This window comes from Micromonospora sp. Utrum1, from assembly GCF_057197805.1.
Genome location: NZ_CM170071.1, coordinates 4,090,856 through 4,106,724, shown reverse-complemented (window position 1 = coordinate 4,106,724; position 15,869 = coordinate 4,090,856). Strand labels below are relative to the sequence as shown.

At 75.0% G+C, this 15,869-nt stretch carries 17 protein-coding genes; 5 read left to right on the top strand and 12 right to left on the bottom strand.

The window, feature by feature from the left end:
• Positions 1-18: 18 nt before the first annotated feature.
• From AC0OLQ_RS19290 to AC0OLQ_RS19280, 3 genes are all read left to right on the top strand, one after another.
• Positions 19-1,383 carry an MFS transporter gene (locus AC0OLQ_RS19290; protein ID WP_484527365.1) on the top strand — a complete coding sequence of 455 codons (1,365 nt, stop codon included), beginning with the start codon at positions 19-21 and terminating at the stop codon, positions 1,381-1,383.
• 86 nt (positions 1,384-1,469) lie between these two features.
• Entirely contained in the window at positions 1,470-2,621 is a 1,152-nt protein-coding gene (locus AC0OLQ_RS19285) for a hypothetical protein (RefSeq protein ID WP_484527364.1), read from the top strand.
• An 82-nt stretch (positions 2,622-2,703) separates the two neighbouring features.
• On the top strand, positions 2,704-3,288 hold the full coding sequence (locus AC0OLQ_RS19280; RefSeq protein WP_484527363.1) for a pyridoxamine 5'-phosphate oxidase family protein: 585 nt from the start codon (positions 2,704-2,706) through the stop codon (positions 3,286-3,288).
• Positions 3,289-3,295: 7 nt separating this feature from the next.
• Here the strand turns inward: AC0OLQ_RS19280 and AC0OLQ_RS19275 are convergent, their stop codons facing one another.
• Complete coding sequence (locus AC0OLQ_RS19275; protein ID WP_484527362.1) at positions 3,296-4,777, bottom strand: peptide MFS transporter; 1,482 nt, start codon at positions 4,775-4,777, stop codon at positions 3,296-3,298.
• Between the two features lie 221 nt (positions 4,778-4,998).
• Here AC0OLQ_RS19275 and AC0OLQ_RS19270 point away from each other — a divergent pair, with 221 nt between their 5' ends.
• Complete coding sequence (locus AC0OLQ_RS19270; RefSeq protein WP_007460094.1) at positions 4,999-5,340, top strand: RNA polymerase-binding protein RbpA; 342 nt, start codon at positions 4,999-5,001, stop codon at positions 5,338-5,340.
• A gap of 67 nt (positions 5,341-5,407) precedes the next feature.
• Here AC0OLQ_RS19270 and AC0OLQ_RS19265 read toward each other — a convergent pair whose 3' ends face one another.
• From AC0OLQ_RS19265 to AC0OLQ_RS19240, 6 genes are all read right to left on the bottom strand, one after another.
• Positions 5,408-5,923 (bottom strand): FxsA family protein, encoded by a 516-nt coding sequence (locus AC0OLQ_RS19265; RefSeq protein WP_484527361.1) that lies wholly within the window; start codon positions 5,921-5,923, stop codon positions 5,408-5,410.
• Positions 5,924-5,979: 56 nt separating this feature from the next.
• Positions 5,980-6,768 carry a polyprenol monophosphomannose synthase gene (locus tag AC0OLQ_RS19260; RefSeq protein WP_484527360.1) on the bottom strand — a complete coding sequence of 263 codons (789 nt, stop codon included), beginning with the start codon at positions 6,766-6,768 and terminating at the stop codon, positions 5,980-5,982.
• A 26-nt stretch (positions 6,769-6,794) separates the two neighbouring features.
• Entirely contained in the window at positions 6,795-8,399 is a 1,605-nt protein-coding gene (lnt, locus tag AC0OLQ_RS19255) for an apolipoprotein N-acyltransferase (RefSeq protein WP_484532387.1), read from the bottom strand.
• Between the two features lie 69 nt (positions 8,400-8,468).
• Entirely contained in the window at positions 8,469-8,867 is a 399-nt protein-coding gene (locus AC0OLQ_RS19250) for a hypothetical protein (protein WP_484527359.1), read from the bottom strand.
• Entirely contained in the window at positions 8,864-9,172 is a 309-nt protein-coding gene (locus AC0OLQ_RS19245) for a hypothetical protein (protein WP_357342081.1), read from the bottom strand. The genes AC0OLQ_RS19250 and AC0OLQ_RS19245 overlap by 4 nt, the downstream gene beginning before the upstream one ends.
• Positions 9,173-9,244: 72 nt before the next feature.
• Positions 9,245-9,427 (bottom strand): hypothetical protein, encoded by a 183-nt coding sequence (locus AC0OLQ_RS19240; RefSeq protein ID WP_484527358.1) that lies wholly within the window; start codon positions 9,425-9,427, stop codon positions 9,245-9,247.
• An 83-nt stretch (positions 9,428-9,510) separates the two neighbouring features.
• Here AC0OLQ_RS19240 and AC0OLQ_RS19235 point away from each other — a divergent pair, with 83 nt between their 5' ends.
• The gene (locus tag AC0OLQ_RS19235; RefSeq protein WP_484527357.1) at positions 9,511-9,783 is read left to right on the top strand and encodes a hypothetical protein; all 273 of its coding nucleotides are present in this window, start codon (positions 9,511-9,513) and stop codon (positions 9,781-9,783) included.
• Between the two features lie 418 nt (positions 9,784-10,201).
• On the opposite strand, the gene AC0OLQ_RS19230 is transcribed toward AC0OLQ_RS19235, so the two are convergent.
• The 5 genes from AC0OLQ_RS19230 to AC0OLQ_RS19210 are packed head-to-tail and all read right to left on the bottom strand — an operon-like array spanning position 10,202 to position 15,864.
• Positions 10,202-11,536, bottom strand: a complete 1,335-nt coding sequence (locus AC0OLQ_RS19230; RefSeq protein WP_484527356.1) for a glutamate mutase L — start codon at positions 11,534-11,536, stop codon at positions 10,202-10,204.
• A 58-nt stretch (positions 11,537-11,594) separates the two neighbouring features.
• Positions 11,595-11,987, bottom strand: coding sequence for a 3-aminobutyryl-CoA ammonia lyase (kal, locus tag AC0OLQ_RS19225; protein WP_355663979.1), 393 nt, complete (start codon positions 11,985-11,987; stop codon positions 11,595-11,597).
• A complete protein-coding gene (kamE, locus tag AC0OLQ_RS19220; RefSeq protein ID WP_484527355.1) occupies positions 11,984-12,736 on the bottom strand; it encodes a lysine 5,6-aminomutase subunit beta in 753 nt (250 codons plus the stop codon). The genes kal and kamE overlap by 4 nt, the downstream gene beginning before the upstream one ends.
• On the bottom strand, positions 12,733-14,292 hold the full coding sequence (gene kamD / locus AC0OLQ_RS19215; protein ID WP_484527354.1) for a lysine 5,6-aminomutase subunit alpha: 1,560 nt from the start codon (positions 14,290-14,292) through the stop codon (positions 12,733-12,735). The genes kamE and kamD overlap by 4 nt, the downstream gene beginning before the upstream one ends.
• Positions 14,293-15,864 carry an amidohydrolase gene (locus AC0OLQ_RS19210; protein WP_484527353.1) on the bottom strand — a complete coding sequence of 524 codons (1,572 nt, stop codon included), beginning with the start codon at positions 15,862-15,864 and terminating at the stop codon, positions 14,293-14,295.
• Between the last annotated feature and the right edge of the window lie 5 nt (positions 15,865-15,869).

The following is a 15,869-nucleotide window of genomic DNA, read 5'->3' as shown; positions in this document are numbered from 1 at the left end:
CCTCAGGAGGAGGCGGCGATGACCGGGCTCGACCAGCGGCGGCGGGCCGCCGCCACCCTGCCGCGCGGCCCGCTGGTCGGCTTCGCCGCCGGCTCGCTCGGCATGGGCGTCTGGGTCACCGTGCCCGGACTGCTGCTGCTCTACTTCCTCACCGACGTCCTCGCGGTCGCCCCGTGGCTGGCGGGCCTGAGCCTGCTGCTGCCGAAGGTCGCCGACGTGCTGCTGCACCCCTGGATCGGATACCGCTGCGACGTCGAGCAGGCCCGCCGCGGCCACCGGCGGCGGCTGCTGCTGACCGGCTGCGCCCTGCCGCCGGCGTTCGCCGCGCTGTTCGCGGTGCCCGGCGGGCTGAGCGGCCCGGCCGCAGCGGCCTGGGTCGCGCTGTTCTTCGTCGCCGGGAACCTGCTCTTCGCCGCGTACCAGGTGCCCTACCTGGCCACCCCGGCGGACCTGCGGATCGGCTATCACGAGCGGACCCGGCTGATGGCCTTCCGGATGGTGGTGCTCACCCTCGGCATCCTGGTCTCCGGGCTGCTCGCGCCGCTGCTGGCCGGCGGCGACGACGCCACCCGCGGCGGTTACCTGCGGATGGCGGCGCTGCTCGCGTTCGGGATGCTCGCCGCCATGGCGATCGGCGTCGCCGGGATCGACCGGCTGCGCCGGGCCGCGGCCGTGCCGGCCCCGCCGCACCCGCCGGGCGGGTGGCGGGCCCTGGCGGCGAGCCTGCGCGACCGGCAGTTCCGCTGGCTGGTCGGCGCGTACCTGGCCATGTCGACCACCACTCACCTGGTGCTGGCCGGGGTGCCCTACTACGCCGAGTACGAGCTGGGCCGCCCGAAGCTCACCACGGTGCTGGTCGCCGCGTTCGTCGCGCCGGCGCTGCTGGTGACCCCGGCCTGGCTGGCGGTGGCCCGGCGGTTCGGCAAGCAGCGGGCGCTGCTCGCCGGGCAGCTGGCCTTCGCCGGCGGCGCGTTGGTGCTGGCCGTCGGCCGTCCGGCCGGGCTGCCGGTGCTGGTCGCCGCGGTGGCGGTGCTCGGGGTGGCGTTCGCCGGGATGCAGCTGCTGCCCTTCTCGATGCTGCCCGACGTGATCCGCGCCGCCGACACCGACGGGGCCGGCACGTACACCGGCGTGTGGACCGCCACCGAGGCCACCGGCGCGGCGCTCGGCCCCTACGCCTACGCGCTCTGCCTGGCCGCCGGGGGCTTCGTGGCCTCCGCCGCCGGGCAGACGGTCACCCAGTCGCCGGGCGCGCTGGCGGCGATCCGGTACGGCTTCGGCCTGCTGCCCGCCGCCGTGATGGTGGTCGCGGTGCTGCTGCAACGCCGCTACACCCTCGACCGCGCGGCCCGCGCCGACGCCGGCCGCGAGGTTGCCGACTGACGGGTCGGGCCGCACGGCGACCAGACCGTCGTTCGCACCGGGCCGTCGGCGCCGTCGTGACCCGCGGCAACTAGACTTCGCCGCCGATGGACGCCGAGCCCGCCCCCGAGACCCGCCCCTGCGCCCACTGTGGACGGGACGTGCCGCAGCGCGCCGGCGCCGGCCGGCCCTTCCGGTACTGCCGGGACAACGACGGCGCCTGCCAGCGGGCGTCGCGCAACTCCCGGATGCGCCACCGCAACGCCCCCGGCCTGCCCGGGCAGGTGGCCCGCACCTGGGAGGCGGTGGACCGGCTCGACCAGATCGTGGAGACCCTCACCGACGCGCTGCACGCCGAGCTTTCCCCGGCCGGGGTGGAGCGGCAGCTCGCCGAGGTCCGCGCCGAGACGGCCGCCCAGGTGGCGGCGGCGCACACCGAACGGGACGAGGCCCGCCGGGACGCCGAGGACGCCGCCGCGGTCGCCGCCCGGGCCCGCCAGGAGGTCCGGGCGGCGCTGGCCGAACGCGACGCCGCCCGGGAGCGGGCCGATCGGGCCGAGGCGGAGTCCGTCGCGGCCACCGACCGGGCCCGGCACGCCGAGGCGGCCCGGGACGAGGCCCGCGGGGAGGCCGGCGCCGCGCAGGCGCTGCGGGTGCAGGCCGAGCGGGACCGCGACGCCGCCCGCCACGAGCTGCGTACCGTGCGGGCCGAACGCGACGGCGAGCGCCGGCGGGTCACCGACCTGACCGCCGAGCGGGACGCCGCCCGGGCCGACGCCGAGCGGGCCACCCGCTCGGCCGGCGAGGCGCTGGAGCGGGCCGAGCGGCTGCGCGCCGAGGCCGACCGGGCCCGCGCCGAGGTCGAGACGGCCCGCGCGGAGGCCGCCGAGGCGCGGCAGACCGGCCAGGCGGCGGCCGAGCAGGCCCGCGCGGAGGCCGCGGAGGCGCGGCGGATCGGGCAGGAGGCGCAGGTCGCCCGGGACCGGGCCGAGGCCGGCCGGGCGGAGGCCGTCGCGGCGGCCACGGCCGCCCGGGAGGAGCTGGCGGCCCGGGCCGCCGAGCGGGACGCCCTCGCCGCCGACCTGGAGGCCGCGCGGCAGGCCGCCGCCGCCGTCGAGGCCCGGCTGGCCGAGCTGACCGCACGGCTGGCCGCGGCCGAGGCCGACCGCGACGGCGCCCAGCGGCGGGCCGGTCAGCTCGCCGACCAGGTCAGCGATCTGGCGTCCGCCCTGGCCCGGCTCGGCTCCCGCACCGGCTGACGGCGCGGTCGCGCCGCCGGCCCACCGGCCACGAGCTGGGACGGGAGAGCGGAAGGTGACCTCCGCGGAGCATGATCAGGGCGTGGGTAAGACGTACGAGCGCATCGACGGCCGGCTGCGGAGCTTCATCGAGGCGCAGCCGATGTTCTTCACGGCTACCGCTCCCCTGTCCGGCGACGGCACCATCAACCTCTCCCCCAAGGGCCTGCGCGGCTCCTTCGCCGTGCTCGACGAGCTGACCGTCGCCTACCTGGACTTCGCCGGCAGCAACGCCGAGACCGTCGCGCACCTGCGGGAGAACGGCCGCATCACGCTGATGTGGTGCGCCTTCACCGGCCCGCCGAACATCGTCCGCGTGCACGGGCGGGGCGAGCCGGTGTTCCGCGACGACCCGCGGTGGCCGGAGCTGCTGCGGCACTTCCCGGACATCGACCCGGACCCGCACGGGCTGCGGGCGATCGTCGTGGTCCGCGCCGAGCTGATCCGCGACACCTGCGGCTACGCCGTGCCGCTGATGACCTACGAGGCCGACCGGGACCTGCACGGGCGGCGGTTCGCCCGGGAGGACGACGCGAGCGCGTACTTCGCCGGCAAGGAGCACGTGGCCAGCAGCATCGACGGGCTGCCCGGGCTGCCGCTGCCGCTGCCGCCGACCCCGGCGAGGTGAGCCCCGGTCAGTGGATGCCGGCCATCAGCTGCCGGATCTGCCGGGTGAACATCACCGCGGCCAGCCCCAGCACCACCGAGGCGAGGCCGAAGGTCAGGAAGTACGTCGGCTCGGACCAGGTGTCGGCCAGCCGCGCCACCTGACCACCGATCGCGTCGCCGACGGCGGTGGCGAGGAACCACAGGCCCAGCATCTGGCTGGCGTACTTGACCGGGGCGAGCTTCGTGGTGGCCGACAGGCCCACCGGGCTCAGCGCCAGCTCACCGGCGACCTGGATGGCGTACACCGCCACCAGCCACCACGGCGAGACCAGGTCGCCGCCGACGGCGGCCTGCGCGGCGGCGGCCATCAGCACGAACGACAGGCCGTTGAGCACCAGGCCGACGGCGAACTTCATCGGCGTGGACACCCGGTGCCCGAGCTTCAGCCACAGCCAGGCGGCCAGCGGCGCGCCGATGATGATCAGGATCGGGTTCACCGACTGCAGCCACGACGCCGGGAAGGTGAAGCCGGCCACGTTCCGGTCGGTCTGGTCCTCGGCGAAGATGTTCAGCACCGACCCGGCCTGGTCGTAGATCAGCCAGAACGCGGCGGCGAAGACGAACAGCCACAGGTACGCCTTCATCCGGCTGCGCTCGGTGGCGCTGATCTCCCGGTCGGTCAGGATCCGCGCGAAGTACGCGACGGTGACCAGCACGGTGACCAGGGTGAGCAGGTTGACCACCGTGTTGACGGTGAAGAGCCCGCCCAGGGCGAGCACGGCCAGCACGACGAGCACCGCCACCGTGACCACGGCGATGCGGGTCAGCGCCCGCCGCCGGTCCGCGCCGAGCAGGGGGTCGGCCGGTCGGGCGCCCGCGTCGCCGAGGTTGCGCCGGCCGAGCGCGTACTGGAGCACGCCGAAGGTCATGCCGACCGCGGCCGCGCCGAAGCCCAGGTGCCAGTTGATCCGCTCGCCGAGGAAGCCGGTGATCAGCGGGGCGATGAACGCGCCCAGGTTGATGCCCATGTAGAAGATCGAGAACCCGGCGTCGCGGCGCGGGGAGTCCCGGTCGTAGAGGTCGCCGACCATGGTGGAGATGTTGGGCTTGAGCAGGCCGGTGCCGAGCACGATCAGCGTCATGCCGGCGAACACGCTCCACCGGGCCGGGACCGCCATCACGTAGTGCCCTGCGGCGATCACCACGCCGCCCCAGAGCACGCTGCGCCGCGCGCCGATCAGCCGGTCGGCCACCCACCCGCCGGGCAGCGCCATCAGGTACACCATCGCGTTGTAGGTGCCGTAGACGGCGTTGGCGGTGGACTCCCCGATGGCCAGCCCCTCGTCGGCGACCGACGCGGTCAGGTACAGCACCAGGATGGCCCGCATGCCGTAGAAGCTGAACCGCTCCCACATCTCGGTGAGGAACAGGGTGGACAGCGCCCGGGGGTGACCGAAGAAGGTCTTCCCGCCGGGTGGTCGGGCATCGACCGGCGCGTCACTGGTCATCGTCACCTCCGCACATGTGGAGGCGGCTAACATCCCCGTTGGCGGTCGAAACACTCCACCGATTCGGCCCGGCCGGGGACGACCCCGCCGGGCAGCTGTCATGACCGGCTACTGTTGAGGATCCCGACCCCGCGCCGGCCCTGTCGGCGTGGCCGGGAATGGGCCGGCGGTGACGGACCGTTACACCTGAAGACAGCACCACGAACGAGGGGAAGTCGATCATGGGCGAGCGTATGCTGCGCGGTAGCCGGCTGGGCGCAGTCAGCTACGAATCCGACCGCAACACGGAGCTCGCGCCGCGTCAGACCCGCGAGTACCTCTGCGCGAAGGGGCACCAGTTCGAGGTGCCGTTCGCCGTCGACGCCGAGGTCCCGACGACCTGGGAGTGCAAGTTCGACGGCAGCGTCGCCCGCCTGGTCGACGGCAACGAGCCCGAGCAGAAGAAGGCCAAGCCGCCGCGTACCCACTGGGACATGCTGCTGGAGCGGCGCTCGATCGCCGAGCTGGAGGACATCCTCGCCGAGCGGCTCCAGGAGGTCCGCACCCGCCGCGGTCGCGCCTGAGCACCCGTAACGACGCCAAGCGCCCCCGGGGATCACCCCGGGGGCGCTTCGTCATGTCTGTCCGGTCTTACCGGCCGGGTTCGACGATCTCCCCCTCGATGGCCCGGCCGGGCTCGGTGACCGGCTGCGGCTGCGGGGCCGGCGTGGGCTGCGGCGCGCCCCGGCGCACCCGCACCCGGCGCGGCCCGAACAGGTCACCGGCGACCATCGACGACACCCGGCGCTCGGTGGCCCGGCGCACTCCGGCACGGGCCAGCCGCCGCACCGGCGGCACCAGCAACAGCAGCCCCACCACGCCACTGATCAGGCCGGGTAACGCCAGCAGCAGCGCACCGAGCAGGCCCACCAGGCCGTCGGTGACCTGCTGCCCCGGCGGCTGCCCGGATTCCACCGCGGCCCGGAAGCCGCGCCAGGCCCGCAGGCCCTCCCGGCGCAGCAGCACCAGGCCCAGCAGCGAGGCCGCGAACACCAGCAGCACCGCGAACCCGAACCCGACGCCCCGGCCCACCAGGACGAACACGGTCAGCTCCAGCAGCGCGAGCAGCAGCAGAGCCGGTGGTACGTACTTCAGTCCTCGGCGCATCTCACCTCATCCGCACGGCGGTGTCATCACGCCCTTCCAGCATGACACGTCCGCGCTCACGGCCAGCGGGCCAACGCGTCCGGGCGGCGGGCCGACGCCCGCCGGTCCCGCAGCCCCCAGGTGGTGATCCGCCACAGCGCCTCGGCCACGATCAGCGGGCTCATCTTGCTGTCGCCGTGCTCCCGCTCCGCGAAGGTGATCGGCACCTCGACCATGCGCACACCGGCGCGGTGCGCCAGCCGGGACAGCTCCACCTGGAAGGCGTACCCCTGGGAGCGCACAGAGCCCAGGTCGATGGCGTCCAGCGCGGCCGACCGGTACACCCGGTAGCCGCCGGTGGCGTCGGAGACCGGCACGCCCAGCGCCAGCCGCGCGTACAGGTTGCCGGCCCGGGACAGCAGCAGCCGCCGCAGCGGCCAGTTCAGCACCCGCGCGCCGCGGGTCCACCGGGAGCCGATCACCATGTCGGCGTCGCGGGCGGCGTCCAGCAGCGCCGGCAGGTCCTCCGGAGCGTGCGAGCCATCGGCGTCCATCTCCACCACGGCGTCGTAGCCGCGCTGCCGCGCCCAGGCGAAACCGGCCAGGTAGGCCGCGCCGAGCCCTTCCTTGCCGGGGCGGTGCAGCACGTGCACGTGCGGGTCGGCGCCGGCCAGCCGGTCGGCGATGGCGCCGGTGCCGTCGGGACTGTTGTCGTCGGCGACGAGGACGTCCACCCCCGGCGCCGCCGCCCGCACCCGGGCGACGATCCGGTCGACGTTCTCGGCCTCGTTGTAGGTGGGAATGACCACGAGGACCCGTCCCACCCCGGGATGGCCGACCGTGCGCTTGTCGGCTACCAAGCCCACCGTGTACCGCCTCCCGCTCGTCGTCCCTATTCCGGGCTGACCTCCCGCCGGCGGCGCAGCACGGCCGCGCCGGCCAGGGCCGCGACGGCGAGCGCCGCGAGGGAAACCTCCGGCCACACCCCCGCCGTCGTGGCCGGGGTACGTCCGTCGCCGAGTCGCATCTGCCGCACCACCACCGCGGCGGTGTTGAACCCGGTCGCCCCGTCTACCCGCCCGTCCGGGGAAACGAACCCGGACACCCCGACCGTGGAGGCCATCAGCGCGGCGCGACCGTGCTCGACGGCGCGCAGCCGGACCATGGCCAGCTGCTGGCGGGCCTCGGCCACGTCGAAGGTGGCGTTGTTGGTCTGCACCACCAGCAGCTGCCCGCCGCCGGTGACGGTGTCCCGGACGATGCCGTCGTAGGCGACCTCGAAGCAGATCACGTCGCCGAGGGTGGCCGCGCCGGTGTCCAGCACACCGGGGGTGCTGCCGGGGACGAAGTCGGAGCGGACCCGGTCGACCTCGGAGCTGACCATCCGGGCGATCTCGCGCAGCGGCACGTACTCGGCGAACGGCACGGGGTGGCGCTTGGTGTAGAGCTGGTCCAGGTCGGCGCCGCTGCCGGGGCGCCACAGCAGCCCGGCGTTGCGGACCTGACCCTCGCCGGGGCCGAGCAGCACCGCGCCGACCAGGATCGGCGCGCCGATCGCGTCGGCGGCCTGGGTGATCCGGTCGCCGGCGCCGGGGTTGCGCAGCGGGTCGATGTCGCTGGAGTTCTCCGGCCACACCACCAGGTCGGGGCGGCGTTGTGTGCCGGCGGCGACCTGTTCGGCCAGTTTCAGGGTGGCGTCGACGTGGTTGTTGAGCACCGCCTGCCGTTGGGCGTTGAAGTCCAGCCCGAGGCGGGGCACGTTGCCCTGGACGATGGCGACGGTGACGGTGTCGCCGCCCCCGCGTACCCCGGCCGGCAGGGCGGGGCCGGCGGCGAGCACCGCGGCGAGGGCGGCGGCGAGCCCGGCCACCGGCCGCCACAGCCCGGCGGGGTGGCGCCAGTCCCGCCAGGCGAGGGTGAGCAGGATCCCGCCGGTGAGCGCGACGGCGAAGGTGACCAGCGGGGCGCCGCCGAGCGCGGCCAGCCGTAGCAGCGGGGAGGTGTCCTGGCTGAACGCCAGCCGCCCCCACGGGAACCCGCCGAACGGGGTGCGGTCGCGCAGCGCCTCCTGCCCCACCCACAGCACCCCGGTGACCAGCGGCCACGCGGCGCGGTGCCGGTCGACCAGCGGCGACAGCCAGGCGGTGGCGGCGCCGAGCAGCGCCAGGTAGCCGGCCTGGAGCAGCGAGAGCAGCAGCCACGGCACGTAGCCGGTGTGCAGGTTGGTCCACTCCAGCAGCGGCGCGAACAGCGCCACCCCGGCGAGGAAGCCCAGCCCGGCGCCGGCGCGCAGCCGCCGACGGTGCGCCGCGGCGGCGAGCAGCGCCACACCGGCCGGGGCGAGCGGCCACAGCCCGTACGGGGGGAAGGCGACCAGCAGCGCCAGACCGGCCAGCACGGCCGCCGGGACGGCCAGTTTCAGCGGCAGGGGACGACCGCCGTCGCCCGGGCGTGCCCCGTCGGTGGCACGCGCTTCTTCCCGGTCGAGCGTCGTCACCGGCACCTCACCACGATCACGCGCCGAAGGCTACCCGGCCGGACGGGCCGTCGACCCGTCCGGGCGGGCTCACTCGGGCAGCCGGATGACCGGCAGGTCGTCGTCGCCGTAGTGGGCCTCGCCGGTGAGGATCGGGGCGTCGTGGTCGAGGCAGGCCAGCACGGTGGCGGCCAGGTCGACCCGGCCGGTGAAGCCCCGCCAGTACGCCAGTTCCTGCCACGATCCGCCCGCGGTGGCCAGCACGGCGCAGGCGTCGAGGGCGAGCAGGCGCCGCAGCGCCGCCCGGTCCTTCGGGTCGTCGACGGCCGCGTACGCCTCGGCGGCGGCGACCGCGGTCACCCCGAAGCGCACGCCGTCGGCGATCACCTCGTGCAGCGTCTCCCCCACGTGCACCGACCCGGCGAGGTACGCCAGCAGCGCCGACCGGTCGAGCAGCAGCCGCACGGGCGGGGCGTTGGGGTCGCTCACGCGGCGGTGACCCGGCCGGCGGGATCCTCGTCGCCGGCGGTGGCGTGCCGCACCCGCTCGCGGATCGCCTGGTAGCGCTCGGCCGACCAGGCGACATCGACGGCGGCGCGGGCCGCCCGCGCCCGGGCGACCCCCTCGTCGGTGACCGCGATGCCCTGGTGGGCCAGTTCGGCGTCGAGGGCTTCCCGGCGCATCAGCGCCCGCGCGGCGTGCACCAGGAAGGCGCTGGCGTTGGGTTCCCGTTCGAGGCGTTCGGCGACGTCCGGCGGGACCGAGATCGACAACTTCCGCACCGCTCCGGTCATACCAGCAAGCATAACCGGTGGCACCGTCGTGCCGGGCCCGCCGACCGGGCGCGGCGGCACGCATCCAGGGATTTACTGCGGGCCGTCGGGGGCGACGCCGGCAAGGTCCGCCTGACGTTCGAGGTGCTGCACCGCGACGGCGAGCACCTGGCGCGCAGCAATCCGTTGACCGGGGACCGGTGGACCCGGATCGACGTGCGCAAGGTTGACCTGGCGGCGCGCGCCCGCCTGGAACGGTTCGGCGACCCGGCGCACGCGAGCGACCTGTTCGCCGGCATCGCCTCCGCCGAGCCGGCCGGGACCGGCCGCTACCGCGCGGCACACTGGACTTCACGCGGGTGCCAGACGTGGACACCAGCGGGCTGGTGGACGAGGAGCGCCTCGCCGCGCTCACCGAGCAGCAGCGGGCGGCCGTCGCGTTCGAGGCCACGGTGGACGGCCAGCAACGGCTGCTCGGCCTCCGGTTCACGCTGCCGGCCGCCGGTGGCGAGCCGGAGCAGTCGTCGGAGATCAGCTACTCGGGGCACGGGTTCAAGCCGGATCTCGGGGCGCCGTTCGAGGGCCGGATCGATCCCGCGCCGGCCGCCGTCTACGAGGTCCTCAACGACTGATCGCGGGTTGACGAAAATCGGGGCGCGGCTGACGCCGCGCCCCGATGCTCCCAGGCCCTTCCCGGCCGGTGGGGCGAGGACGATCGACGCCGACCTTCGGACCGACCCGACGTGGACTGGCTGCCCCCCGCCTGGCCGTTGTCTACTGGCCGTGCCTCTCACCCTGCCCGTACACCGGTAACCGCGGCCGGTTCGCGCCGCCCCGCCGACCCCCGCCCGCTGGACCTGGCCGCCGCAACCTTCCGGTCGCTCGGCCAGCGGACGAAGGGACGAAGCGAACAACAGCCGCTTCCCGTGGTAGGACTCAAAGACGGTACGGCGTGCACCCCCGCCGCTGTCAACCCACCCGGGCCTGTCGTGTGTTGCAACACGGCGTGTCGCGTCGGCGCGTCTCGATGCGTGCGCGGTCGGCGACGGCTCAGCCGGCCAGGTGCCGGCGCAGCAGCGCCGCCGCCGCGCCGGGGTGCTCGGCGGCGAGCAGCCCACCGGCGGCCAGGACGTAGTCGACGTCGACGACGGCGCGCGCGGCGCGGGGCAGCGGCCACCCGCCGGCGTGGTCGCCGAGGACCGCGGCGAGCACGCCGGCGGCGTCGTCGGGCGCGGCGTGCCGCAGCACCCCGCCGGAGCCGACCATCAGCTTCACGTCGCGCAGGTCCCGGCCGGCGCGTTCGCCGGTGGCGGCGCCGCGGGCGTGCCGGCGCAGCGCCACCGTCGCGGCGAGCGCGGCGATGCGCCGGTCGGCGGCCCGGTCGGCGTCGTCGGCGGGCAGGAAGCCGGGGTCGGCGGCCCGGACCGCCGCCGCGGCGGCCAGGTCGTCCTCCTCCCCCGGGCCGAGGAGGCGTTCCTCGGCGGCGGCGCGGACCACGCCGGGGGCGCTCCACCGCATGCCGAGGTCCCCTTCGACGGTGCGGGCCCGCCACAGGGTGCCGGCGACCTCCTGGCTGGGGCCGCTGTCGCGCTCGTCGGGGGTGAGCACCGAGTACACGTCGGTGGTGGCGCCGCCGACGTCGACGACGGCCAGGTCCCCGCCGAGGGCGTCGGCGAGGACCTCCACCCCGGTGAGCACCGCGTCGGGGGTGGCGGCGCGCACCAGGCGGGCGAAGCGGCTGCCGCGGGACAGTTTCTTGCCGCCGATGACGTGCCGCAGGAACACCTCCCGGATCGCGGCGCGGGCCGGCGCGGGGGTGAGCACCCCGATGCGGGGCAGCACGTTGCCGGCGGCGGTGACCGGCACCCCCGCCGCGGCGAGCAGGGCGTGCAGGTCGTCGCGGACGTCGGCGTTGCCGGCGAGCACCACCGGCACCCGCCAGCGCGCCCGGGCCAGCCGGGTGGCGTTGTGGGTGAGCGTGTCCGCGTCGCCGCCGTCGGTGCCCCCGACGAGCAGCACCACGTCGGGGCGGGCGGCGCGCAGCGCGGTCAGGTCGGCCGCGCCGAGCCGCCCGGCGGCCACGTGCACCACGTTCGCCCCGGCGGACAGCCCGACCCGCCGGCCGGCCTGCGCGGTGACCAGCGGCTCGTAGCCGATGACGGCCAGCCGCAGGCCGCCGCCGGCCGACGAGCACACGTACCAGGGCAGGTCCCGGGCAGGCAGCCCGGCGGTGGCGGCGCCGACCGCGGCGTCCAGGCCGTGCAGCACGTCGGTGCCGACGGTGGTCGGCGCGGCCGCCGCGGCGACGAGCCGGCCGCCGTCGAGGTCGACCACCGCCGCCTTCGTGTACGTGGACCCGACGTCGGCGCAGACGGCGAGGTTCACGCGGAGCTGTCCTTCATTCGCGACTGCGGGGTTCGCAAACCCGGCTCGCTCCTCGCGCTCACGCGGCTGCGGGTACGACCACCGTGCCGGTCGCGGTGACCGCCACGATCGGCTCGGCGAGGACCTCGGCGGCCGATTCGCTCTTGTCGGGCCGGCCCCGGCACACCACGCGGGCGGCGAAGTCGATGGTGCGGCTGCGCGTGCCGACCCGGGTGACCGTGGCGACCACCTCGAGCACGTCACCGGCCTTCATCGGCGCCTTGAACTGCACGTCGGAGTAGGAGGCGAACAGCCCCTCGTCGCCGTCGGTGCGGATGCACACCTCGGTCGCGACGTCCCCGAACAGCCCCAGCGCGTACGCCCCGTCGACCAGGTTGCCCGCGTAGTGGGCGTGGGAGTACGGCACGTACCGGCGGTGGGTAACGGTCAGGCCGACCCGGGAGTCGCTCATGCTTTCGCCTTCTTGTCGGTGATCAGGGCGTGGACCAGGTAGCTGGCGACCTCGCCGGGGGTGGTGCCGCGGCCGAAGATCCGGTCGACGCCCAGCTCCCCGGTCATGGTCTCGTCGAAGCGGGGCCCGCCGACGATCAGCAGGGGCCGCTTGCCGGCGGGCATGGCCTCCCGGAACGCGGCGGACATCTCCCGGGTGTTGTGCAGGTGCGCGTCGCGTTGCGTGACCACCTGCGAGACCAGGACGGCGTCGGCCTTCTCCTGCCGGGCGGCCTCGACCAGCTCGGGGACGCTGACCTGCGCGCCCAGGTTGGTGACCTTGAGTTCCCGGTAGTACTCCAGGCCCTTCTCCCCGGCGATGCCCTTGACGTTGAGGATCGCGTCGATGCCGACGGTGTGCGCGTCGGTGCCGATGCAGGCGCCCACCACGGACAGCTTGCGCCGCATCCGCTGCTTCACCACCGCGTTGACCTCCTTGGCCGACAGCAGCGGGAAGTCCCGTTCCACCACCTGCACCTTGTCGAGGTCGACGAGGTGGTTCACCCGCCCGTAGACGACGAAGAAGGTGAACCCGTCGCCCATCTGCTTGGCGTGCACCAGCATCGCCGGGTCGATGCCCATCTTGTTGGCGAGCTGGACCGCGGCGCCCTCGGCGCGCTTGTCGTGCGGCACGGGCAGGGTGAACGACACCTGCACCATCCCGTCGCCGGTGGTGTCCCCGTACGGCCGGACGATCTTCTTCTCCGTCATGCCGCCTGCTCCAGGATGTCCGTGGCGGGGTTGTAGTAGTCGGCCTCGTGCCTCGCGACGCCGTCGAGGCCCTTGCCCCGGTCCGCGGGCCGCTTCATGATCCCGAAGGTGCCCTCGGCGATCGCGGTCAGCAGCGACTGGTCGCCGATGCGGTCCAGCAGGTCGACGGCCTCACCGAGCACCCGGTGGGCGCGCTGCTGGATGAACCCGCCCGGGGCGGGCACGAAGTCCTCGTGCAGCCCGCCGGCGGCGCCCAGCACGTACCGGACGTTCTGCAGGGCGATGTCCCGGTCGGACAGCCACGGGGTGACCACCGCCTCGGTCATCATGCCGACCAGCAGGATGCCCTGCCCGGTCATGGCGCCGACCAGGTTGAAGAACCCGTCGAGCAGGTTGCCGCGGAACACGTCGCCGGTCATGTGCTTGGTCGGCGGCATCCACTTCAGCGGGGCGTCGGGGAACAGCTCCCGGGCCAGCAACGCGTGCGCCAGCTCCAGCCGGAACGACTCCGGCAGGTCCGGGTTGATCTCGAACGCGTGACCCAGGCCCAGCTGCCAGTCCGCCAGCCCCGCCTCGTGCGCGAAGTACTCGTTGAGCAGCTGCGACACCGTCACCGTGTGCGCCTCGTCCACCGCGTCGGCGGTGGTGAGGTAGTTGTCCTCGCCGGTGTTGATGATGATCCCGGCGCGGGCGTGCACCTGCCGGGAGAACCGCTGGTCGACGAACGTGCGGATTGGGTTGATGTCGCGGAACAGGATCCCGTACATCGAGTCGTTGAGCATCATGTCCAGCCGTTCCAGCCCGGCCAGGGTGGCCATCTCCGGCATGCACAGGCCCGACGCGTAGTTCGTCAACCGCACGTACCGGCCCAGTTCCCGCGACGACTCGTCCAGCGCCGCCCGCATCAGCCGGAAGTTCTCCTGCGTGGCGTACGTGCCGGCGAAGCCCTCCCGGGTGGCGCCCTCGGGCACGTAGTCCAGCAGCGACTGCCCCGTGGAGCGGATCACCGCGATGACGTCCGCCCCCGCCCGGGCGGCGGCCTGCGCCTGCGGGATGTCCTCGTAGATGTCACCGGTGGCCACGATCAGGTAGATCCACGGCCGCTGCTTCGGATCCCCGTACCGCTTCACCAGGCGGTCCCGCTCGACGCGGCGCCGGTCGATCTGCCGCACCCCCGCGGCGACCGCCTTCCGGGCGGCCTTCCGGGCCGCCGTGGCCGCCTTGCCGGTCGGCTGGGTGAACCGCACCGACCCGGCGGCGGCCTTCTGCGCCAGCAGCGTCACGTCCGCGATCTGCTCCCGCGCCAGGGCGTCGAACACCGGCGCGGCCACCCCGTGCCCCAGACCCACGTCGGCGACGACCGCGTCCACGAGCCGGTTCACCCACGGGATGCCGTCCGGATCGGCGCCGGTCACCCCGGCCAGCCGCAGCACCGCCCGCTCCACCGACACCGTGGTGTGGCTGCGCGCCAGATCCACCACCGGCTGACCGGCGCGGCGCGCCAACTCCCGCGCCCGCGCCACCAGCGCCGGATCCAGCCCAAGCTTGCCTGTCACCTAGAAGCCTTCCTGCTGATAGATCACGTCACCGCGCAGCACCGTGGCCCGGCACACCGGCAGCGGCGTCGGATCGTCCGCGCCGCGCGCCTCCGGGTCCTCGGCCTGCAACACCGGCAGCCCTCGCTCCACCCCTGCCGGGGTGTCCCACACCGCGAACGTCGCCGGCGCACCCAACGCCAGGACCCCCTCGTTGTCCAGGTGCACGGCCCGCCACCCGCCGCGGGTGTGCGCGGCGAACGCCGCCCGCACACTCATCCGCTGCACCGGGTTGTGGTGCGCCGCCGCCGCCCGCACCGACCCCCACGGGTCCAGCGGCGTCACCGGCGAGTCCGACCCGAACGCCAACGCCACCCCCACCCCGTGCATGGCGCCCATCGGATTCGACTCCAACGACCGGTCCAGACCCAGCCGCGACTCGTACATCCGGCCCGCGCCGCCCCACAGCCGGTCGAACGCCGGCTGCATCGACGCCACGATCCCGTACTCCACGAACCCGGCGATCAACCGCTTGCTCATGATCTCCGCGTGCTCGACCCGGTGCCGGGCCGCCCGCAACCGCTCCACGCCCAGCTTCTGCGCCGCCTGCGCGAACCCGTCCAGCACCGTGCCGATCGCCGCGTCCCCGATGGCGTGGAAACCGCCCTGCACACCGTGCGCCGCGCAGTCCAACAGGTGGTCACGCACCTGCTCGACGCTCACGTACCCGTGCCCGCACGCCCCCGGCTCCCCGTCCAGGTACGCCGCCGACACGTGCGCCGTGCGCGACCCGAGCGCCCCGTCGGCGTACAGGTCACCGCCCGCGCCGACCGCACCCAGCTCCCGGGCCTTCGCCGCGCCCAGCAGCTCACCCCAGTACCCGTACACCTCCGGCACCCCGTCGCCGGAGATCGCCAGCAGGCCGGTGAAGTCGCTCTCGTCGGAGGTCCCCGGACCGCCGCACTCGTGCACCGCGGCGATACCCAGCGACGCCGCGTGCCGCAGCGCCGCGCGCTGCGCCGCCACCCGCTGCGCCGCCGTGACCGAGCCCAGCGCCGCCGCCCGCACCACGTGGTGCGCGTCGCGCCGCAGCCAACCCGACGGGTCGTAGCCGGCGGTGGCCGCCGCGTCCGGGCAGGCGGCCAGCAGCGCCGCCGACACCAGCGCCGAGTGGATCGACGCCTGCGACAGGTACACCCGCCGGCCCCCGGCCGCCCGGTCCAGCGCCGCCGCGTCCGGCAGGGCCGGCTCCACCCAGCACGACTCGTCCCAGCCGTGCCCCAGCACCACCGCGTCCGCCGGCAGCGCGGCGGCGAACGCCGCCACCGCGTCCAGCAGCTCACCGGCGGAGCGCACCGCCGACAGGTCCAGCCCGGCCAGGGCCAGGCCGGTGTCGGTGGCGTGCACGTGCGCGTCCACGAACGCCGGCGTCACCAGCGCCCCGCCCAGCTCCACCACCCGGTCGGCGGCCGGCGCGTCGACGTCGGCGCCCAGCCAGGCGATCCTCCCGTCACGCACCAGCAACGCCGTCGCGCTCGGGTCGGCCGGACAGTGCAGCACTCCGCCGCGATACAAGGTCGAGGGGTTCGTCATGGCGT

Bases quoted from the DNA above. Each gene is read 5' to 3' on its own strand.
- AC0OLQ_RS19245 (WP_357342081.1), bottom strand. From the start codon at position 9,172: ATGACCGGAGCGGTGCGGAAGTTGTCGATCTCGGTCCCGCCGGACGTC.
- AC0OLQ_RS19275 (WP_484527362.1), bottom strand. From the start codon at position 4,777: ATGACCAGTGACGCGCCGGTCGATGCCCGACCACCCGGCGGGAAGACC.
- AC0OLQ_RS19210 (WP_484527353.1), bottom strand. From the start codon at position 15,864: ATGACGAACCCCTCGACCTTGTATCGCGGCGGAGTGCTGCACTGTCCG.
- AC0OLQ_RS19265 (WP_484527361.1), bottom strand. From the start codon at position 5,923: ATGCGCCGAGGACTGAAGTACGTACCACCGGCTCTGCTGCTGCTCGCG.
- AC0OLQ_RS19290 (WP_484527365.1), top strand. From the start codon at position 19: ATGACCGGGCTCGACCAGCGGCGGCGGGCCGCCGCCACCCTGCCGCGC.
- AC0OLQ_RS19270 (WP_007460094.1), top strand. From the start codon at position 4,999: ATGGGCGAGCGTATGCTGCGCGGTAGCCGGCTGGGCGCAGTCAGCTAC.
- kamE (WP_484527355.1), bottom strand. From the start codon at position 12,736: ATGACGGAGAAGAAGATCGTCCGGCCGTACGGGGACACCACCGGCGAC.
- kal (WP_355663979.1), bottom strand. From the start codon at position 11,987: ATGAGCGACTCCCGGGTCGGCCTGACCGTTACCCACCGCCGGTACGTG.
- AC0OLQ_RS19285 (WP_484527364.1), top strand. From the start codon at position 1,470: ATGGACGCCGAGCCCGCCCCCGAGACCCGCCCCTGCGCCCACTGTGGA.